Here is a 19,200-nt window from a genome sequence, read left to right on the forward strand (position 1 = left end):
CCGGCGCCCCCCTCTAGCTACCCCTCGCCATAACCCCTCTTCCCACCACCCCGCTCTGCCGATGACCCGGGGGGTGTTGAGCTGGCCCACCACCGGGATGCGCAGCGCGGCGACCACCGTCGCCGCGCTCGCCACCACCGCGGGCCCGGCCCTGCGCAGCGCGACCGCCATCGCCTCGTGCCGGTCGGCGTGCCTGCGCAGCTCCTCGCGGTAGCGGGCGATGACCAGCAGCGCGTAGTCGGTGCCCGCGCCGATCACCAGGACCATGAGCAGCGAGACCGCCACGCTGCTGACCGTGATCGCGCCCGCGGCGGCGAGCAGGTAGTTCACCCCCATCGCGACGGCCAGCCCGACCAGCACCGTTCCCAGCGGGAAGAGCCAGAGGACCGCGCTGCGGTAGGTGATCAGGAGCACCACCACGGCCACGCCCATCGCGGCCAGCAGCAGGTCGCTGTCCACCGTCGAGAACACGGCCAGCGCGTCGGCCTGGAATCCGACCATGCCGGTGATGTGCGCGGCCAGTCCCGCGGGGCGGCCCTCGTCCACGACCCGGCGGATCCGGTCGACGATCTCGGCGGTCTCCCTGCCGCCCTGGTCCCTGACGATCACCACGACCTGGACCGCCTCGCCGTCCCCGGACCGCTGCGTGGCGATCAACTTGATCGTCCTGGTCAGCCTGGGCGTCCGGAACTTCTGCTCGACCATTCGCAGTTGCGCGGGCAGCCGTCCTCGGGCGTCCCGGTACGGTGCGAGCTCCCTGTCGAACTCCGCACGCCCGAAGGTCCTGCCGCCGGTGGGGGTGGGCATCTCGGCCACCACCCCGGGGACCCCGGCCAGCGCCTTGACGTCCCTGGCGATCTCGGCGTCGTCGGCCTCGCCGAGACCGCCCGGCCGCTCGTAGACGATCGTCGCCGGAGAGAGGTTCTCCCCCTGCATGCCGAGGATGCGCCTGACCGCCTGCGCGGAGTCCGCGCCGGCGGGGAGGTATCCGGCGATGTCGTCCTGCTGCACCGACTCCAGCCGCCCGGCGAGGGAGGCGGCCACGACGACGACGCCCAGCCAGACGAGCAGTACCACCCACTTCGTGCGCCGCCCGCACAGCAGCCCGCACAGCAGCCCGGCCGGCGACGCCCCGTTCATCGGCCCGTGCTCAGCCGTCCCAGCAGGTGGTCGGCCATGGCCGCGACCGTCGGGTGCTCCCAGGCCATGGTCGGCTCGATCTCCAGCCCGTACTCGGCCTCGATGTCACCGCAGAGGCTGAGCGAGTAGACGGAGTCCATGCCGTACTGGGCGACCGGCACCAGCGGGTCGATCTCCTCCGGTGAGCGCATGACGTAGGAGGCCACCCGCGCCCCCAGCCAGCCGCGGATGATGTCCAGGTCTGCGGCGATCCCGGCGTCGGCGGACATGTTCACACTCCTTCTGATCGGACGCGCGCGGCGACGGCCGCCGTGAGCTCGGCGTGGACGACGGGCAGCGATCCGTTCAGCAGCAGGTCACGGGTGCGTGAGCGCTGGATCTTGCCGCTGGTGGTCTTGCCCACTCCGCCGCGCCTGACCAGCACGACGCTCATCGACGGCAGCCCGAAGGAACGGGCGAGCTCGCCCTGCACGCCACGGGCCAGCTCTTCCGCGGGGGCGTCGAGGCCCCGCTCGCGAATCTCCTGGACGAGCACCACGTGCTCACCCTCGGCGCGTACCCCGAAGGCCGCCCCGGCCCCCAGCGACGGGTGCACCCGCCGGGCGGCCTCCTCCAGGTCCTGGGGATAGAGGTTGCGCCCGTTGACGATGACGACGTCCTTGATGCGGCCGGTGACGTACAGCTCGCCGTCCAGCAGGAAGCCCAGGTCCCCGGTCCGCAGGAACGGCCCCTCGCCCGTGGCTGTGCGTCCGCGGAAGGCGTCGCGGGTCGCCTCCTCACGCTGCCAGTACCCCCGCGCGACGCTCTCCCCGCGTACCCAGAGCTCTCCGACCCGCCCGTGCGGCAGCTCGGTTCCGGTGCCGGGATCGACGACGTGCACGGACATGCTGATCGGCCGCCCGCAACCGACCAGTTCCACGCCTTCTCCCGGGTTCTCCGCCGGAACCGCCTCGTGCCGCTCCAGCGCCGCGGCGTCGAACCCGCGGACCTTCGGCCCGTGCCCCAGCGGGGTGGCGGTGATCACCAGGGTCGCCTCGGCCATGCCGTACGCCGGGGCCCATGCCTTCTCGCTGAAGCCCGCGGCTCCGAAGCGGCGCACCATCGCGCGCAGCGTGCCGGTACGCACCGGCTCGGCCCCGTTGAGCGCGAAGCGCAGGCCGGACAGGTCGAGCCCGGCCACCTGGGCGTCGGTGACCCGGGCCGCGCACCACTCGTAGGCGAAGTTCGGCGCGACGGTGTATCCGGCCCGGTATCGGCTGATCATCTCCAGCCAGAGCGCGGGGCGCATGACGAAGGCGATCGGCGAGGCGAAGTAGAGGTCGCCGCCCGCGTAGATCGGCTGGAGCAGCATGCCGACCAGGCCCATGTCGTGGTAGTGCGGCAGCCAACCCACCCCGACGCCCACCTTGGGCGAGCCGATCGCCCGCCAGATCTCCCCCTCGTTGTGGAGCAGGTTGGCATGGGTGATCATGACGCCTCTGGGCTCGCTGGTGGAACCGGAGGTGTACTGCATGTAGGCGAGGGTGTCGGGCCCCATCCGGGGCATCGTCCAGTCATCGGGGTCGGGGAGGTCGAGGGCGTCGGTGGCCACGCACTCGACGGTGCCGTCCAGACCGACGTCGCGCAGCCAGGCATCGAGCATGTCCAGATTGGCCGAGTCGGTGAGCACCAGCCGCACGTCGGCGTCCTTGATGATCCCCTCGGCGCGCTCCAGCGCGCGGGGATCGGTCTGCGGCAGCGGCGAGGGCACCGCGACCACCCGGGAGTACAGGCAACCCAGGAATGCCGTCAGGAACTCCAGACCGGCCGGGTGGAGCAGCAGCACCGTCTGGTCCGCCATCCGCCGCCCCGCCAGCCAGGCGCCGATCGACCTGGCCCGCGCGTCCAGGTCGGCGAAGGTCAGCCGGTCCTGCTCGACGAGCTCGCCCCTGCGGTCCGCCACGAAGGTGTAGGACCGTTCGTGCCCGTGCCGGTCCACCTGCGCGCGCACCCACTGCACAAAGGACATCTGGTCATCTCCCATGATGGCAAGAGACCCCAACATAGGAGGAAAGATCAGCCGGTCCCAGGCCTGGGCCGCACAAGCTCTCACCCGGTTTTACGCCGAAAGTTAGTATCTTCCCCCCTCCCCGCTTCCGCCCCAGGAGTCCGTGTACGGGGGCACGCGCGGGGGCATGGACGGAGCTGCGCCTTGCCGAGTTAGGCTCACCTTGCTTAATATATGAGCAGGTGTTCAGGTGTTGACAGAATGGATCTTACGATGGGTCACGGGCATGGCCACGGGCACCGCGCCGACGCCGACCGCCGCTACCTCGCAGCGGCGCTCGCCCTGCTGCTCGCCTTCATGGCGGTCGAGGTCGTCATCGGCATCGCCGCCAACTCCATCGCGCTGATCTCCGACGCCGGGCACATGCTCACCGACGCCGGCGCCATCGCGCTCGCGCTGGTGGCGATGAGGATGGCGGCCCGCCCGGCCCGCGGCGCCTACACCTTCGGCTGGAAGCGGGCCGAGATCCTCTCCGCGGCCGTCAACGGGCTGACGTTCGTGGCCCTCGTCGCCTACTTCGTCTACGAGAGCGTGCGGCGGCTCATCGAGCCGCCCGAGGTCGCCGGAGCCCTGGTCTTCGGCACCGCCCTGGCCGGGATCGCGGTCAACGCCGTCGCCGCGTGGCTCATCGCCAGGGCCGACCGGAGCAGCCTCAACGTGGAGGGCGCGTTCCAGCACATCCTCAACGACCTGTACGCGTTCGTGGCCACCGCGATCGCCGGCGCGGTCGTCTGGCTCACCGGCTGGGGCCGGGCCGACGCGATCGCCGCCCTGGTCGTCGCGGCCCTGATGGCCAAGGCGGCCTACGGCCTGCTGCGCGACGCCGGACGCATCCTGTTCGAGGCCGCGCCCGACGGGGTGAACCCGGCCGAGGTGAGCGCCGCGATCATCGCCCACGCGAGCGTGACGGGTGTCGAGGACCTGCACGTGTGGACGGTGACCAGCGGCTTCCCCGCGCTCTCCGCGCACGTGACCGTCATGCCCGGCGGCGACTGCCACCAGGTCCGCCGCGAGCTGGCCGAGCTGCTGCACCAGCGCTTCCACATCGACCACACCACACTGCAGGTCGACCACGTCCCCGGCACGGCATGCCGCATGATCACTGGCTGAGGCAGGCCTCGAAGACCGCGGTGAGCCGGGCGATCACCGCCTCACGGTCGGGAACGTCGCTCGACTCGGGGCCGTAGAGCTGGCGCATCGTGCCGTTCCCGGTGATGAGCGCGGTGGCGATCCTCGCCCGGAAGGCCGCGTCGGGGCCGGAGAGCCTTGCCGACAGGGGCTCCAGGATCGCCGAACTGACCCGGTCCCGGATGAGATCGTGGATCTCCGGGCAGTTGGACGACCGGATGAGCGCGGCCATCACCGGGCTCGCCTGGTCCGAGCGGAGCCGCTCGGCGATGTACTCGGCCAGGCGGCGCGGAAGCTCCTCCTCGGGGAAGTCCAGGACGCCGGGGAAACGTCCCTGCATCGCGAGCACCTCGGCGAACAGCTCTCGCTTGCTGCCGAAGTAACGGTTGATCAGCGCTATGTTGGCGTCCGCCTCGGCGGCGATCACCCGCATCGTCACCTGGTCGTAGCCGAGGTCGGCGAACAACCGGCGGGCGGCGTCGAGGATGCGCCGCCTGGTGCCCTCTCTGTCGCGCTGCCGTGTCTCATCCACCTAAGCAATCCTTCCAGATTTGACGAGTAAACAAGCGTCTACTAACTTAATATGTACTCTACATGCATTGGGGGACGGTTCATGCCGACCGAACAACAGATCCAGGCCGAGGCCGCACCGAGTTTCACCCACAGACAGGTGCTGGAGATCCTGGCCGGACTGATGCTCGCCATGCTGACGTCGATGATCTCGACGTCCGTGGTGGGAACCGCGTTGCCGACGATCGTCGGCACGCTCGGCGGCCAGGACCAGCTCGCATGGGTGGCCAGCGCGACCCTGCTGACCATGACCGCCTCCACCCCGATCTGGGGCAAGGTCTCCGACCTCTACGGCCGCAAGCTCATGTTCCAGGTCGCCCTGGTCGTCTTCGCGGTGTCCTCCGTCGCCGCCGGGTTCTCCCAGGACATGGGCCAGCTCATCGCCGCCAGAGCGGTGCAGGGCATCGGCGCCGGTGGGCTCGCCGCGCTCCCGCAGATCATCCTCGGCGACGTGGTGGAGCCCCGCGAGCGCGGCCGCTACTCCGGCTACATCGGCGCGGTCTTCGGCGTCTCGACGGTGGCCGGCCCGCTGCTCGGCGGGTTCATCGTGGACAACATGTCCTGGCGCTGGACGTTCTGGATCTGCGTGCCGCTGGCCGTGGTCGCGTTCGTCGTCATCCAGAAGGTGCTGAAGCTGCCCTTCACCCGCCGCGACACCAAGGTCGACTGGTGGGGTGCGACCTTCATCACCGGCGGCACCACCGCGCTGATGCTGCTGCTCTCCCTCGGCGGCAAGGAGTTCGGCTGGAACTCCTCATGGACCTACGGCCTGGGCGCGCTCAGCCTGGTGATGTTCGGCCTGGCCGTCGTCGCCGAGCGCACGGCGGCCGACCCGATCCTGCCCCCGCACCTGTTCCGCAACCGCACCTTCGTGCTCACCTCCGTCGCCTCCCTGCTGGTCGGCGCGGCGATGTTCGGCGCGCTGATGTTCCTGCCCCAGTACCTGCAGATCGTCAAGGGTATGAGCCCCACCGGCTCCGGCCTGATGACCCTTCCCCTGGTGCTCGCCCTGCTCGTCTCCTCGATCGCGGTCGGCAGGTTCGTCAGCAAAACCGGCCGATGGAAGATCTTCCCCGCGGTGGGCATGCTGCTGGTCGGGGTCGGCCTGTTCCTCCTGTCGCGCCTGCACGTCGACAGCTCGCTGCTGCTCGTCGGCGTCGACAACGCGGTGCTCGGCATCGGGCTCGGCGCCACCATGCAGATCCTGATCCTGGCCGCACAGAACGCGGTGTCCAGGGCGGACCTCGCCTCGACGACCTCCGGCGTGTCGTTCTTCCGCTCCCTGGGCAGCGCGGTGGGTGTCGCCGCCTTCGGCGCGATCCTGGCCAACCGCCTCACCGCGGAGCTGATCTCCCTGGCGAAGGCCGCGAAGCTGCCGCTCAGCGGCGGCACGGCCCCCAGCCTCGGCTCCCCCGAGGCCATCCACAAACTCCCCGCACCGGTCCTGGAGATCATCCTGGAGGCCTTCACCCGGGCGATGAGCGCGGTCTTCCTGGTCGGCGTCCCGATCGCCGTCCTCGCCGCGGTGACGGTCCTGATGATCAAGGAGATCCCGCTGCGCTCGGCCCGGTCCGCCACCCCGCCCACCGCCGCCGATCCGACCGCCCCGCCGGTCGCCGTCGGCAGGTAGCGAACCTCCCCCCACACCGCCCGGGGCCGGCCCACTCTCCGCCGGCCCCGGGCTCCGGCGCGCGGGAGGACAGGATGCGGTCCCGCCGCCCGAGAGTGACGGCGGTCAGAGTGTCCACTTCTGGTTGGCCCAGCCGTTGCAGTTCCACAGCTGCACCTTGGTCCCGTTCGAGCCGATGGTGCCCAGATCGGCGTCCAGGCAGCGCCCGTTGTACATGCTGTAGATCGTGTGGCTCGTCGCGTCGTAGATCCACTTCTGGTTGGCCCAGCCGTTGCAGTCCCAGAGCTGCACCTTGGTGCCGTTCGCGTTGATGGTTCCCAGGTCCGCGTCCAGGCAGCGCCCGTTCTCCTTGCTGTGGATCGTGTGGCTGGACACGTCATAACTCCAGGACTGGTTGTCCCAGCCATTGCATCCCCACAGCTGCACCTTGGTGCCGTTCGGGCCGATGGTGCCCAGATCGGCGTCCAGGCAGCGCCAGTTCTGGTGACTGCGGATGGGACCCCAGGCGGCGGACGCCGAACTCGATGCGGCCACCGCACCGGGGACGAACCCCGCGCAACCGAGTGCGACCGCCGCCGCCGACGCCAGCACCCTGAATCTCCGTCGCATCGTCGATGCTCTCCTTCCTGCGGGTTACGGAAGTGGAGAGCGACGTGCACCATCGGAAGACCCCCGCCCCCGATGACTACTCTCCGCAGCAGAACGTACACGCAGGGAGATCGGTTTCGGGGTGGCGACACGACTGGTCGGCGTTTCGCGGGACGCGGCCACCCGGTGGCCTCCCAGGGGGAGGCCACCGGGGAACTCAGCTGGAGGCCGTCGCGCGCTCGGCCGCGGTGATCGCGTTTCGGAACAGCATCGCGACGGTGGTGGGCCCGACCCCGCCGACCCTGGGGGTGATGGCCCCGGCCACCTGGGCGCAGGACTCGTCGACGTCGGGCAGCAGGCGCCTGCCCTCGTAGCGCACGCCGCCGCCGATGACGACGGCACCGGGCTTGACGTGCTCGGGCTGGACGATGCCCGGCACACCCGCGGCGGCGATGAGGATGTCGGCGCGGCGCGTGTAGCGGGGCCAGTCGCTCACCCCGGTGTGCACCACGGTGACGGCGGCGTTCGCCGTCGGGCGCTTCTGCGCGAGGAGGATCGACAGGGGCCGCCCGAGCGTGGCCCCGCGCCCGAGGATGACCACCTCCCGACCGGCGACCGGGATGTCGTAGTAGGCGAGCAGCGCCTCGATCCCCGCGGGCGTGCACGGCAGCGGACCGGGAAGCTCCAGCGCCAGCCGCCCGATGTTGAGCGGGTGCATGCCGTCGACGTCCTTGTCGGGATCCATGACCTGCAGGGCCCGGTCGTAGTCGAGGTGCCTGGGGACGGGGTGCTGCACGAGCAGCCCGTGCACCGCCGGGTCGTCGTTGAACGCGGTGATGACCGCGTGCAGGTCCGCCTGGGTGGCGCTCGCGGGCAGGTGCTCGTGCGGCGAGGCGAACCCGAGCTCGGCGGCCTGCCGCTGCTTGATCCGGATGTATCCGGCGCTGGCGTCGTCGTCGCCGACGAGAACCGTCGCCAGGCTGGGGGTGACGCCCCGGCGGGTCAGCGCGGCCGCCCGCGCGGCCACGTCGGCGAGGATGCTCTGCGCGACCGGGCCGCCGGGAAGCAGCCGGGCGGACGGCGCGCTCTCGGACTCCGAGCCGTCTGAGCCGTTTCGAACGGGCTGGGACATGCGTGTCCTCTCGGCGTGGGCGCCCAGGCGGTCGACTCCCACGACGAGCTCCCCGATGGTTGATGCCATCCCCTTGCCGCCAGTCGCGTCACTTCCAGGATGCCCGATCGGCATCCTCCAGGTCGAACCGCCCCACCCGTCAGGAGGGGGTGCCGAGCCGGGCCAGGCGGCTCACCGCCTCATCGATGACCTCGTCCCTCTTGCAGAAGGCGAAGCGGACGAAGTGGCTTCCACGCTCGGGGCGGGCGTAGAAGACCTGGGTGGGGACGGCGACCACGCCCGCCAGGGACGGCAGCTCCCGGGCCAGGGCGAGGCCGTCGGTGAAGCCGAGGGGGCGGATGTCGGTCTGCACGAAGTAGGTGCCCGCGGGGCGGTAGACCTCGAAGCCCGCCGCGGCCAGCCCCGCCGCCAGCCGGTCGCGCTTGGACTCCAGGTCGGCCCGGAGACGGGAGACCCAGTCCAGCTCGTGGCGGAGGCCGTGGGCGACGGCGAGCTGCCAGGGCGCGGCGGCGGTGAAGGTGAGGAACTGCTTGACGGTCTGCACGGCCCTGACCAGCTCGGCCGGGCCGCAGATCCAGCCGGTCTTCCAGCCGGTGACCGAGAAGGTCTTGCCGGCCGAGGAGATCATCACGGTCCGCTCCCGCATGCCGGGCAGGGTGGCCAGCGGGACGTGCTCGACGCCGTCGAAGGTGAGGTGCTCGTAGACCTCGTCGGTGACGGCGATCAGATCGCGCTCCTGGCAGAGCAGGGCGATCTCGTCCAGCTCGGCACGGGTGAGGACCGTGCCGGTGGGATTGTGCGGGGAGTTGACCAGGACGACGCGGGTGCGCGGGCCGACCGCGGCGCGCAGCTCGGCGGGGTCGAAGGTGAAGCGGCCCTCGACGGGGCGCAGGGTGACCGGGCGAAGCACCGCTCCGGCGAGGGCGACGGAGGCGGCGTAGGAGTCGTAGTACGGTTCGAACGCGATCACCTCGTCCCCTGGCTCGCAGAGCGCCAGGATCGCCGCCGCGACGGCCTCGGTGGCGCCGACGGTGACGAGGATCTCGCCGTCGGGGTCGAAGGAGAGGCCGTAGTGGTCCTTGTGGTGCTCACAGACGGCCTGGCGCAGCTCGGGCACGCCCGGCCCCGGCGGGTACTGGTTGGCGCCCTCGCGGATCGCCGACACCGCACGCTCCAGCATCGCCGTGGGCCCGTCGGTGTCGGGAAAGCCCTGCCCCAGATTGATCGAATCCGTCCGCAGGGCCAGCGCCGACATCTCGGCGAAGATGGTCGTGCCGAACCCGCGCATCCGTGTCACCAAAGGATCGTCCACGCGCCCCAGCGTAATCGGCGCCCCGGATCACTCGTCCGCGACCGTGCGGGTACGGCGCCGGCGCGGATCAACCGATCACTTCACCTCGCATACCGCCGGAGTCGTCGGTGCGCGAGAGCAGCACCGGCCACCTGGCGCTCCGCGGACGAGGGCCACCCGCCGCGCCACAGCTGTTACGGTTTTTCGTGGCGTGAGGAGGGGGCTTGGCGGTGCTGGTCATCCATGGGGCCTGGGTCGGTGACAGGCTGGCACTGTGGGGGGAGGATGCGGACGGTTCCGCCGGGAGCGCCTCTCGGGCGAAGGTCCGGCCGCATCCGTTCGCGGCCCCGGCGACGGCCCTGGCGGGCGGGGTGCCGCTCTGGGGAGAGATCGCGGCGGCGGCCGTGGGCAAGGCCGTCCCCGAAGAGCTCGTCCTGCTGCTGCCCGGCTCCGCGCGGAGCCCGCTGCCCTCCGCCGAGTCCGGGATCGAGATCGGCGCGCGGCAGCCGAAGATCGGCCGCTGGCGGGTGCCCGCCCTGCTGATCGAGCCCGGCGCGGCACTGAGCCTGCTCGACGCCGTGGACGAGGTGACCCGTCTACCTGCGGAGAGGTACGAACCCGACGAGTTCCCCGACGGAGAGGACCGGGCGCCGGTCCCCGGCGCCTCCCTGCGCTATCTCGCCGCCGTCGCGGCGTACACCCGTGATCTGATCCGCCGGGGCCGGGTGCTGCCACAGCTCGTCGCCGAGGACGCGGGCCACGCGGCCCGGTGGCGTCCCGTGCTGACCGGTCCCTACGCGGCCCGCTTCCGTGAGCTGGCCGCCGCGATGCCGCCCGTCTGCCGGGCCGTCGTCGAGGAGCGGCCCTCGGCCCACGTGCTGATCGAGGCCGTGGCCTGCCTCGCCGACGCCGCGGTACGGCGGGCGCTCCCCGACCGCCTGCTCGGCGGGCACCGGCCGGGACCGCGCGCTCCCCTCCCGGACCGCTGGATGGTCGCCCTCACCGGTGCGGACGCCGCGCTTCCCGGGCTGACCCGGACCTCGGCGGAGAAGCTGGCCGGGCCGCTCCGCGAGTGGTTCGACTCCGCGCACCGGCTCGACGGCCCGGTCAGGGTGTGCTTCCGGCTGACCGAGCCCGAGAGCGGCCCGGAGCCCGAGCCCGCCCGCGACCTCGTCGCGGAGTACGGCGGCCGTCCGGCACCGCCCCCCGACGGCTCCCGCTGGCGGTTGGAGTTCGCCCTCCAGTCCTCGGACGACCTGAGCCTCTACCTTCCCGCGCCGCTCATCTGGGCCGGTGAGACCGCTCCCGGCCTGCCGGGGCGTCCCGACGAGGCGCTGCTCGCCGGGCTCGGCCGGGCGGCACGCCTTTACCCCAGGGTGGGAGAGGCGCTGCGCGATCGCCGTCCTTCCGAGCTGGTCCTCGACACGGCCGGCGCGTTCGCGTTTCTCCGCCAGGCCGCCCCGCTCCTGCAGGCCGCCGGGTTCGGCGTGCAACTACCCGCCTGGGCCGGCACCACGAGGCTCGGCCTCAAGCTCACCGCCCGCTCGCAGCCGACCGGTCCCGGCGCGGCGGCCGACCAGGGTTTCGGGCTGCACCAGCTGGTGAACTTCCGGATGGACCTGGCGATCGGCGACGAGACGATCAGCGAGGAGGAACTGGCCGAGCTGGCCAGGCTCAAGGTGCCGCTGGTCCGGGTGCGGGGCCGCTGGGTCGAGCTGGACGACCGGCAGCTCACCGCCGCGCTCAGAGCCGTCGAGCGGCGCCGATCGGGTGAGATGACCGTCGGCGAGGTGATCCAGGAGGTCATCCACGGCGGCGACGAGGAACTGCCGGTCGTCGGGGTGGACGCCGACGGTCTCCTCGGCGACCTGCTGTCCGGCGAGGCCGACCGCCGCCTCGTACCGATCACGACTCCGGCCGACTTCCACGGCGTGCTCAGGCCGTACCAGGAGCGCGGGCTGTCCTGGCTCAGCTTCATGTCCGAGATCGGGCTCGGCGGCATCCTCGCCGACGACATGGGCCTGGGAAAGACCGCGCAGACCCTCTCCCTGCTGCTCAACGAGCGTGCGACGGGCGTGCGGCCGGGGCCGACCCTGCTGGTCTGCCCGATGTCGCTGCTCAGCAACTGGCAGAAGGAGGCCGCCAGGTTCGCCCCCTCGCTGGAGGTCTACCTGCACCACGGCACCACCAGGCTGCGCGGGGCGGAACTCACCCGGCGGGTGGAGCGGGCGGACCTGGTCCTCACCACGTACGGCACCGCCCTGCGGGACCGCGAGACGCTGACCGGCCTCTCCTGGGCCAGGGTCGTCTGTGACGAGGCGCAGGCCATCAAGAACAGCGCCGCCAGGCAGGCACAGGCCGTACGGGCGCTGCCGGCCAGGAGCAGGTTCGCGCTGACCGGCACGCCGGTCGAGAACCACCTGGCCGAACTCTGGTCCCTGATGGAGTTCTGCAACCCCGGCCTGCTCGGTTCGGCCAGGACGTTCCGGGAGCGCTACCAGGAGCCGATCGAGCGGGACGGCGACGCCACCGCGACCGCCGCGCTCCGGCGCGCCACCGGGCCGTTCGTGCTCCGGCGCCTCAAGACCGACAAGACCATCATCTCCGACCTGCCGGACAAGATGGAGATGAAGGTCTGGTGCACCCTCACCCCCGAACAGGCCACCCTCTACCAGGCGGTGGTCACCGACATGATGGACAGGATCGCCGGCAGCGAGGGCATCGAGCGGCGCGGCAACGTGCTCGCGACCATGCTGAAGCTCAAGCAGGTCTGCAACCATCCGGCGCACCTGCTCAAGGACAACTCGCGGCTGCCCGGCCGGTCGGGGAAGCTGGCCCGGCTGGAGGAACTGGCGGAGGAGATCGTCGGCGAGGGCGACAAGGCGCTGGTCTTCACCCAGTACGCCGAGTTCGGCACGCTGCTCCAGCCGTACCTCTCGGCGCACCTGGACCGCCCGGTGCTCTGGCTGCACGGCGGGCTGCCGAAGAGACAGCGGGACGCGCTGGTGGAGCGGTTCCAGGACGACGACGAACCGATGCTCTTCCTGCTCTCGCTCAAGGCGGCGGGCACCGGGCTCAACCTGACCGCGGCCAACCATGTCATCCACGTGGACCGGTGGTGGAATCCCGCCGTGGAGAACCAGGCGACCGACCGGGCGTTCCGGATCGGCCAGACCAGGAACGTGCAGGTCAGGAAGTTCATCTGCGTCGGCACCCTGGAGGAGAGAATCGACGAGATGATCGAGCGCAAGCAGGCGCTCGCCGAGAGCGTCGTCGGCACCGGCGAGGACTGGATCACCGGCCTGTCCACCGACCGGCTACATGAGCTGTTCCGTCTCGGACCTGAGGCTGTCTCATGAGCGGGCGCGGCGCGTTTTCGGTACGGGTCCGCGAGGAGGCGTCATGAGCAGGAGCGGCTGGTTCGAGCCGTCCGTGCCGATCCGGGTCGAGGGCGGCATCCGGGTCCGCAGCAAGCGGGGCTCGATCGGCGAGCGGTGGTGGTCGCGCCGGTTCATCGACATCCTCGAAGACGTCTGTGACCCGGGCAGGCTCGGCCGGGGCCGCTCGTACGCCCGCTCCGGCCAGGTCCTCGACACAGAGCTCGGGCCGGGGCTGGTCACGGCCCGGGTCCAGGGGTCTCGGCGCACCCCGTACCGGGTCGAGATCCAGATCACCTCCTACCGGGCGGACCAGTGGCGTAAGCTCACCGACGCGCTGGCCGCCCAGGCCCTCTACCGGGCCAAGCTGCTCGCCGGCGAGATGCCGCCGGAGATCGAGGACGCCTTCCGCGCCTGCCGCCTGCCGCTCTTCCCCGACACCGGCGACCTGGACATGACCTGCTCGTGTCCCGACTGGGGCTTCCCCTGCAAACACCTGTCCGCCGTGCTGTACGTGCTGGCCGAGAGGTTCGACGACGACCCGTTCCTGGTGCTGGCCTGGCGGGGCATCGCCAGGAACGCCCTGCTCGACGCCCTCCGCGAGGCGGGCGGCACCACCGCGCCCGGCTCCGGCTCCGGCGAGAACAGACCTGGACTGTTCGACGTGGACGACGCGCCGTTCACCGACCGGCTGACCGCCTTCTACGAGCCGAGCGTCTCCCCGGCCCGGCTCCGCGACCGTACCGGCCTCCCCGTCCCCCCACCCGACCTGCTACTGCGCACCCTCGACCCGCCACAGATCAAGGCCCGGCACATCCCCATCCTGGACCTCCTCCGCCCCGCCTACCGGACCTTCGCCGACAGCGACGACACCTGACCCGGCGCCGGTCATCGGAGAACGGACGACCTCAACCGGTTCCACCGCCGCTGCTGGACGGGAGGATCCTGCGGCACTTTCCCCGAGGCGGGGACGGAGATCGGGCGCGCCCGGCTCCTCCCCGCCCAACGGGGCGCCACCGGCCGGCGACGGGGTAGGCCCGCCTCAAAGGGTCACGGCGAAGCTCCGGAGCACGTCGGCGATCTCATCGACCTCGGTGAGCTTGCCCGAGGCGACGGCGATGACGAGGTCATAAGCCTCGTCATCGCCGGTGTCGATCGCCCTCCCGTTCCATGCCAGGAAGACGACCGTCGCCACCCACGCCACCCGCTTGTTTCCATCCACGAACGGATGATTGGCGGCCAGTGAATGAAGCAGGGCCGCGGCTTTGGCGAACAGGTCCGGATATGCCTCCTGCCCGAACATGGACGCCTGGGGCCTGTGCACGGCGGAATCGAGCAGACCCAGGTCGCGCAGTTCCGGCGTAGCCCCGATGGCCAACTCCGCGAGATCGAGAACCTGCTCCACCGTGAGACAACGGGTCATTCGGCGAGCCGATCAAGAACGGGTTTCCATCGGCGCACCGCTTCCACGCCGAGCCGATGAACCTCCTCGTCATCGGAGTGGCGCACCAGGTATTCCTCCACGGCCGCCAGCACCACCTGCTGCATGCTCCGTCCCTCTCGCTCCGCGCGTCGCCGGAGGGCTTCGGTCTGCTCGTCGGAGAGCCGCAATGTCATAGCCATGCCTCCCACCGTACGGCGAATCTGGTATCACGGCGATACCATAACCGAGAGGATAGAAGTCGTTACCCAGAGTGGCAACTCGTTTTGCCGGACGACATCCGGCAAGGACTTCACATCCTCGGTCCAGCCGGTCAGCGGGCCGGGATCACCGCCCGACCAGGGTCACCCGGGGAGAGCCGAACCGGCCGAGAACCCCGCGATGGTGTCGCGGTACCGGTGTGATGTCCCGCTCGCGGGTTCGCGCGGGCGGCGATCGCCACACCTCCGAGAGGGCTTACGGGGGAGATCATCTATGCATAGTTGATTATGGGGTGATACGTCTATTTCCTGTGACCCGACGATTCCATGAGCTCGACGCGCTCCGCGGCTTCGCGGTGTGCGGGATCATGCTGGTCAACACCTGGCAGCACACCCGCGACCAGCTGAGGAACCCAGGCCAGAACGCGGTCGACTGGGTGATCGACAACCTGCTGCAGAGCAGGTTCTATCCGATCTTCTCGTTCCTGTTCGGGCTGAGCTTCGTCCTCTTCCTCCGGTCGGCGGCCGAGCGGGCCGAGAGCCCCCGGGCCGTACTGCTGCGCAGGCTGGCGGTGCTCGCGGCGCTGGGCGCGCTCCACCAGATCGTCAACCCCGGCGAGGTGCTCCTGCCCTACGCGATCTTCGGGGCGCTGATCCTGCTGCCCGCCTCGTTCTTCCCGCAGCCCGCGGTGGTGCTGCTGGGCGTCGCCCTCACCGCCTGGGCGGTACACCAGGGCGGCGGGGTGATCCTCATCCCCGGCCTGTTCGTGCTGGGCATGGCCATGATGCAGCGGCCACCGCCCGAGTGGCTGCTGCCGTTCGCGTTCGCGGCGAGCGTGGTGCTGGGCGTGGCGCTCACCTGGCTTTGGGTACGTATCGCGGGCGACCCCGTCCTCTTCAACCGGGCCGTCTACCCGGCCGCCGGGCTCGCCGCCGCCACGGCCTACTGCACCGGGTTGCTGCTGGCGCTCAGGACCCGGCTGCGTGACCCGCTGCTGGCGGCCCTGGCGCCGCTCGGCCGGATGGCGCTGACCAACTACCTGATGAGCACACCGATCATCCTGCTCTTCCTGCCACTGCTCACCTCGGATGCGACCCGGCTGGCCGGTGTGGCGCTCTCGGTCGCCGTCCTGGTGTTTCAGGTGCTGTTCAGCCGGGCGTGGCTGGCCAGATTCAGGTACGGACCACTGGAATGGGCGTGGCGGAGCCTCACGTGGATGGAACGAGTGCCGAACCGACGGATAGGGTCACACCCGTGACGCGCATCGCCCTCTGCCAGATCCCGGTCTCGGAAGACCCCGCCGCCAACCTCGACCGTGCCCGCACGGCCCTCGGCGAGGCCGCCGCGGGCGGCGCCGAGCTGGCGATCTTCCCGGAGGCCACGCTCACCCGGTACGGCAGGAGAATCACCGACCTCGCCCAGCCGCTGGACGGACCGTTCGTCACCGGGCTGGCCGAAGCCGCACGGGAGCACGGCCTTTCGGTGATCGCGGGGGTGTTCGAACCCGGTGATCATCGGGTCCACAACACCGCGGTCGCCATCGGCCCCACCGGCTCGATCGAGGCGGCCTACCGGAAGATCCACCTGTTCGACTCATTCGGCGCCCGCGAATCCGAGCTGGTCGCGCCGGGCGACACGCCGGTCGTGGTGGAGCTGGCCGGGCTCCGGGTGGGCCTGGTCACCTGCTACGACATCCGCTTCCCCGAGCTGACCAGAGCCCTGGTGGACGCCGGGGCCGAGTTGTTCGCGGTGATCGCCGCGTGGGGTTCCGGGCCGATGAAGGAGGAGCACTGGACCACCCTCGTCAGGGCCCGGGCGATCGAGAACACCACCTGGGTCGCGGCCGTGGGCCAGGCGCCGAATCCGGAGGCCCGCGACAACTTCGGGATCGGGCGGAGCATGCTGGTCGACCCGATGGGGGTGGTACGCACCGATATGGGCTCCGGACCCGGCGTACAGATATGCGAATTCGACTCCCAGATCACGATTGCCACCCGGAATGCCCTGCCGTGCCTGGAACACCGGCGACTCCGGGCCGGTGGATCGTAAAATGCCGACCGTGAGTGATCCACCTGGGCGTAGAACGCAGATGCAGAAGGTCATACCTCCTCGGCTGCTCGTGCCCTATCTGGCCGGCAGACGCACCGTGATCTCCGGATACGTGTACCGGGTTCAGGACTGCGCGCGGCTGACCACCCCCGCTCAGCTCTTCGCCGGTCTCGACCTGGGGTTCGACGGCTCGGAGCTGACCGCCACCGTCCCGGAGATCTATCTGATGCGCTGGTACGCCCGCGACATGGACGCCTACGTCGTGCCGTATGGCCCGCACATGGGTGGTGACTGGAACGATTCACCGCCCTTCGCCGGGAACGGCTTCACCGCCTCGCGGGATCACGTCGTGCCGCAGTTCCACACCACGCCCATGCCGATCCCCGCCGGGGCCGAGATCATCCACGTGACCGACGGCGAGGAGCGCCTCTTCGGCCGCTACGACGGCCTGAGCTGGCGGCCCGCCTCATGAGCGCCGAGATCGAGCCGGTGGCCTCGGGGTTCGCCGCCCACTACTCCGGCCGGACGTACGCCGCCGCCCTCGGCCCGGGTACCACCGAGGTGGTGCTGTTCAACGAGGAGGCCCGGCCGGGCTTCGAGGCGGCCTCCGGCTACTGGCGGCTGGTCGTCGCGCGCGAGGACCTCGACTGGCTGGTGCTGGTCCGCACCGTCGGCGCGTTCGGCGGTGAGCCCTGCCTGGTCCTTGACGTCTCCGAGGAGAACGGTGAGGAGAGCCTGCACATCGCCTACACCGGGCACAGCGGGGTGAAGGCCGAGGCCCTGGGCTACTGGATGGTCGACCACGGGGCGTACGAGGTGGTCGTCCCCCGCGACGAGGTCTTCTCCGTGCGGATCGAGCGCCTGCCGGTCCCGCTCACCCCGGTGCTCTCGGAGCCGTGACCTCCCCTCGCGCCTGACGTCCGCCTGAGGGCTCCCAGGTGACCTGCCACGACGCACGGCCGGGATGGAGACCCGCCGTTATCCCGTCGCCGCCGCCCGCTCAGCCCACGCCGAGCCGGCGGTAGCGGGAGAGCCTGGCGGCGAGGCGGTCCGCGGGGGGCTGCCCCAGCAGGGTCGCGATCTCGTACTCCAGTGCCCGCGAGACCCGGCGGCAGAACGCCTCCGGCTCGTAGGCGGCGTCGGGGAACTCCGGGATGATCCGGTCGACAAGGCCGTCCCGGCGCAGGTCCGTGGATCTCACCCCCTGGGCCTCGGCGATCTCCGGGGCGAAGTCGACACTCCGGTACAGCAGCGCCGACGCTCCCTCCGGGGAGAGCGGCGACAACCAGCCGTGCTGGGCGCAGAGCACCCGGTCGGCGGGGAGCAGCGCGAGGGCGGCGCCGCCCGCGCCCTCCCCCAGCAGCAGGCAGACGGTCGGGGCGTCGAGCATCACCAGGTCGGCCACGGAGCGGGCGATCTCGGCGGCCAGGCCGCCCTCCTCCGCCGCCCTGGAGAGCGCGGCCCCGGCGGTGTCGATCACGGTGACCAGTGGCAACCCCAGCTCGGAGGCCAGGCGCATCCCCCTCCTGGCGACCCGGAGCCCGGCCGGGCCGAGCGGGGCGTCGATCCGCTGGCGCCGCCGGTCCTGACCGAGCACGACCGCGGGGACCTCGCCGAACCTGGCCAGGGCGAGGATCAGCCCGGGATCGTGCTCGCCCACACCGGTGCCGTTGAGCGAGGTGGCCTCGGAGGCTCCGAGCTTGAGCAGCGCCCGCACGCCGGGGCGGTCGTCGCGGCGGGAGCGGCTGATCGCGTCCCACGCCTGCACCACCGGGATCCACTCGTCCGGCTCGGGACCCGGATCCAGCCCCTCACGGGGGGCGCACAGCACGGCGAGCACCCGGATGGCGACCCGCCGGGCGTCCTCGGCCGACACCACGGCGTCGACCAGGCCGTGGGCGAAGAGATTCTCGGCGACCTGAACACCCTCGGGAAACGGGTAGCCGTGCAGCGCCTCGAACACCCTCGGCCCCAGGAACCCGATCAGCGCGCCCGGCTCGGCCGCGGTGACGTGCCCCAGCGAGCCCCAGGAGGCGAAGACGCCGCCGGTGGTGGGATGGCGCAGGTAGACGACGTACGGCAGGCCCGCGGCGCGGTGCGCGGCCACGGCGGCGGTGACCTTCACCATCTGGACGAAGGCCACCGCGCCCTCCTGCATCCGGGTGCCCCCCGAGGCGGGGGCCGCCAGCAGCGGGAGCCGCTCGGCGGTGGCCCGCTCGATCGCGGCGGTGAGCCGCTCGGCGGCGGCCACCCCGATCGAGCCGGCCAGGAAGGAGAACTCGCACGCGACGATCGCCACCCGGCGCCCGTCGAGCAGTCCCTCCCCGGAGATCACCGCCTCGTCGTATCCCGTCCTGGCTCGGGTCACGGCCAGCTCCTCGGCGTATCCCGGGTTGGTCGGGGAGGGGTCGGCGGGCGGCTCGTCCCACGAGAGCCAGGTACCGGGATCGAGGAAGGTGTCGATCAGGGTCCGCGCGTCGGGCCGCGCCGGGGTCATCAGATACCTCCAGCGTGGAGACCCCCGCCTTCGGGCGGGGGAGGAAACGCGGCGCGGTGCCGCGTTTCCGGGTGGGTGGTGTAGCCGTAGCCGTCGGCTCGTTGGAGCA

The 19,200-nt window shown here is 71.2% G+C and carries 18 protein-coding genes; 8 read left to right on the forward strand and 10 right to left on the reverse strand.

Annotated elements, in window-relative coordinates:
* The 3 genes from ABZU75_RS38425 to ABZU75_RS38435 all read right to left on the reverse strand — a co-directional run.
* Positions 1–1,140 (reverse strand): MMPL family transporter (locus ABZU75_RS38425; RefSeq protein ID WP_355565694.1); only part of this gene is annotated, 1,140 nt, incomplete at its 3' end.
* Positions 1,137–1,409, reverse strand: coding sequence for an acyl carrier protein (locus ABZU75_RS38430; protein ID WP_030923661.1), 273 nt, complete (start codon positions 1,407–1,409; stop codon positions 1,137–1,139). The genes ABZU75_RS38425 and ABZU75_RS38430, both read right to left, overlap by 4 nt.
* Positions 1,410–1,411: 2 nt before the next feature.
* Positions 1,412–3,148, reverse strand: coding sequence for a fatty acyl-AMP ligase (locus tag ABZU75_RS38435; RefSeq protein WP_355565699.1), 1,737 nt, complete (start codon positions 3,146–3,148; stop codon positions 1,412–1,414).
* A 252-nt stretch (positions 3,149–3,400) separates the two neighbouring features.
* On the opposite strand from ABZU75_RS38435, the gene ABZU75_RS38440 reads away from it, so the two are divergent.
* Complete coding sequence (locus tag ABZU75_RS38440) at positions 3,401–4,297, forward strand: cation diffusion facilitator family transporter (protein ID WP_355565702.1); 897 nt, start codon at positions 3,401–3,403, stop codon at positions 4,295–4,297.
* Here the strand turns inward: ABZU75_RS38440 and ABZU75_RS38445 are convergent.
* Positions 4,287–4,847, reverse strand: a complete 561-nt coding sequence (locus ABZU75_RS38445; RefSeq protein ID WP_355565705.1) for a TetR family transcriptional regulator — start codon at positions 4,845–4,847, stop codon at positions 4,287–4,289. The genes ABZU75_RS38440 and ABZU75_RS38445 overlap by 11 nt on opposite strands.
* 81 nt (positions 4,848–4,928) lie before the next feature.
* Here ABZU75_RS38445 and ABZU75_RS38450 point away from each other — a divergent pair, with 81 nt between their 5' ends.
* Positions 4,929–6,515: an MDR family MFS transporter gene (locus tag ABZU75_RS38450; RefSeq protein ID WP_355565708.1), complete on the forward strand. Its 1,587-nt coding sequence runs from the start codon at positions 4,929–4,931 to the stop codon at positions 6,513–6,515.
* Positions 6,516–6,620: 105 nt separating this feature from the next.
* On the opposite strand, the gene ABZU75_RS38455 is transcribed toward ABZU75_RS38450, so the two are convergent.
* The 3 genes from ABZU75_RS38455 to ABZU75_RS38465 form a co-directional block, all read right to left on the reverse strand.
* Positions 6,621–7,124 carry an RICIN domain-containing protein gene (locus ABZU75_RS38455; protein WP_350952672.1) on the reverse strand — a complete coding sequence of 168 codons (504 nt, stop codon included), beginning with the start codon at positions 7,122–7,124 and terminating at the stop codon, positions 6,621–6,623.
* 196 nt (positions 7,125–7,320) lie between these two features.
* Positions 7,321–8,235: a tetrahydrofolate dehydrogenase/cyclohydrolase catalytic domain-containing protein gene (locus ABZU75_RS38460; RefSeq protein ID WP_355565735.1), complete on the reverse strand. Its 915-nt coding sequence runs from the start codon at positions 8,233–8,235 to the stop codon at positions 7,321–7,323.
* A 139-nt stretch (positions 8,236–8,374) separates the two neighbouring features.
* Complete coding sequence (locus ABZU75_RS38465) at positions 8,375–9,547, reverse strand: pyridoxal phosphate-dependent aminotransferase (RefSeq protein WP_355565712.1); 1,173 nt, start codon at positions 9,545–9,547, stop codon at positions 8,375–8,377.
* Between the two features lie 209 nt (positions 9,548–9,756).
* Here ABZU75_RS38465 and ABZU75_RS38470 point away from each other — a divergent pair, with 209 nt between their 5' ends.
* Both ABZU75_RS38470 and ABZU75_RS38475 read left to right on the forward strand, forming a co-directional pair.
* Positions 9,757–12,885, forward strand: coding sequence for a DEAD/DEAH box helicase (locus ABZU75_RS38470; protein ID WP_355565738.1), 3,129 nt, complete (start codon positions 9,757–9,759; stop codon positions 12,883–12,885).
* A 43-nt stretch (positions 12,886–12,928) separates the two neighbouring features.
* Complete coding sequence (locus ABZU75_RS38475) at positions 12,929–13,780, forward strand: SWIM zinc finger family protein (protein ID WP_355565715.1); 852 nt, start codon at positions 12,929–12,931, stop codon at positions 13,778–13,780.
* A gap of 165 nt (positions 13,781–13,945) precedes the next feature.
* Here ABZU75_RS38475 and ABZU75_RS38480 read toward each other — a convergent pair whose 3' ends face one another.
* Positions 13,946–14,326: a type II toxin-antitoxin system death-on-curing family toxin gene (locus ABZU75_RS38480; RefSeq protein WP_355565718.1), complete on the reverse strand. Its 381-nt coding sequence runs from the start codon at positions 14,324–14,326 to the stop codon at positions 13,946–13,948.
* A complete protein-coding gene (locus ABZU75_RS38485) occupies positions 14,323–14,526 on the reverse strand; it encodes a ribbon-helix-helix protein, CopG family (RefSeq protein WP_343967286.1) in 204 nt (67 codons plus the stop codon). Before ABZU75_RS38485 ends, ABZU75_RS38480 begins: the two co-directional genes overlap by 4 nt.
* A gap of 329 nt (positions 14,527–14,855) precedes the next feature.
* On the opposite strand from ABZU75_RS38485, the gene ABZU75_RS38490 reads away from it, so the two are divergent.
* The 4 genes from ABZU75_RS38490 to ABZU75_RS38505 are packed head-to-tail and all read left to right on the forward strand — an operon-like array spanning position 14,856 to position 17,494.
* On the forward strand, positions 14,856–15,803 hold the full coding sequence (locus ABZU75_RS38490) for a DUF418 domain-containing protein (protein WP_355565722.1): 948 nt from the start codon (positions 14,856–14,858) through the stop codon (positions 15,801–15,803).
* A complete protein-coding gene (locus tag ABZU75_RS38495; protein ID WP_355565725.1) occupies positions 15,800–16,594 on the forward strand; it encodes a carbon-nitrogen hydrolase family protein in 795 nt (264 codons plus the stop codon). The genes ABZU75_RS38490 and ABZU75_RS38495 overlap by 4 nt, the downstream gene beginning before the upstream one ends.
* 10 nt (positions 16,595–16,604) lie before the next feature.
* Positions 16,605–17,066 carry a hypothetical protein gene (locus ABZU75_RS38500; protein ID WP_355565728.1) on the forward strand — a complete coding sequence of 154 codons (462 nt, stop codon included), beginning with the start codon at positions 16,605–16,607 and terminating at the stop codon, positions 17,064–17,066.
* Positions 17,063–17,494 carry a hypothetical protein gene (locus ABZU75_RS38505; RefSeq protein WP_350929501.1) on the forward strand — a complete coding sequence of 144 codons (432 nt, stop codon included), beginning with the start codon at positions 17,063–17,065 and terminating at the stop codon, positions 17,492–17,494. The genes ABZU75_RS38500 and ABZU75_RS38505 overlap by 4 nt, the downstream gene beginning before the upstream one ends.
* Before the next feature lie 100 nt (positions 17,495–17,594).
* On the opposite strand, the gene ABZU75_RS38510 is transcribed toward ABZU75_RS38505, so the two are convergent.
* Positions 17,595–19,091, reverse strand: a complete 1,497-nt coding sequence (locus ABZU75_RS38510) for a carboxyl transferase domain-containing protein (protein ID WP_355565731.1) — start codon at positions 19,089–19,091, stop codon at positions 17,595–17,597.
* Positions 19,092–19,200: the final 109 nt, after the last annotated feature.

It is taken from the genome of Streptosporangium sp. NPDC005286, assembly GCF_040607515.1.
GTDB lineage: Bacteria > Actinomycetota > Actinomycetes > Streptosporangiales > Streptosporangiaceae > Streptosporangium.

What these genes read in the sequence shown, in the direction of transcription:
- ABZU75_RS38505 (WP_350929501.1), top strand. Translation starts at nt 17,063, where the DNA reads ATGAGCGCCGAGATCGAGCCGGTGGCCTCGGGGTTCGCCGCCCACTAC.
- ABZU75_RS38510 (WP_355565731.1), bottom strand. Translation starts at nt 19,091, where the DNA reads ATGACCCCGGCGCGGCCCGACGCGCGGACCCTGATCGACACCTTCCTC.
- ABZU75_RS38430 (WP_030923661.1), bottom strand. Translation starts at nt 1,409, where the DNA reads ATGTCCGCCGACGCCGGGATCGCCGCAGACCTGGACATCATCCGCGGC.
- ABZU75_RS38440 (WP_355565702.1), top strand. Translation starts at nt 3,401, where the DNA reads ATGGGTCACGGGCATGGCCACGGGCACCGCGCCGACGCCGACCGCCGC.
- ABZU75_RS38480 (WP_355565718.1), bottom strand. Translation starts at nt 14,326, where the DNA reads ATGACCCGTTGTCTCACGGTGGAGCAGGTTCTCGATCTCGCGGAGTTG.
- ABZU75_RS38485 (WP_343967286.1), bottom strand. Translation starts at nt 14,526, where the DNA reads ATGGCTATGACATTGCGGCTCTCCGACGAGCAGACCGAAGCCCTCCGG.
- ABZU75_RS38455 (WP_350952672.1), bottom strand. Translation starts at nt 7,124, where the DNA reads ATGCGACGGAGATTCAGGGTGCTGGCGTCGGCGGCGGCGGTCGCACTC.
- ABZU75_RS38475 (WP_355565715.1), top strand. Translation starts at nt 12,929, where the DNA reads ATGAGCAGGAGCGGCTGGTTCGAGCCGTCCGTGCCGATCCGGGTCGAG.
- ABZU75_RS38450 (WP_355565708.1), top strand. Translation starts at nt 4,929, where the DNA reads ATGCCGACCGAACAACAGATCCAGGCCGAGGCCGCACCGAGTTTCACC.
- ABZU75_RS38435 (WP_355565699.1), bottom strand. Translation starts at nt 3,148, where the DNA reads ATGTCCTTTGTGCAGTGGGTGCGCGCGCAGGTGGACCGGCACGGGCAC.
- ABZU75_RS38460 (WP_355565735.1), bottom strand. Translation starts at nt 8,235, where the DNA reads ATGTCCCAGCCCGTTCGAAACGGCTCAGACGGCTCGGAGTCCGAGAGC.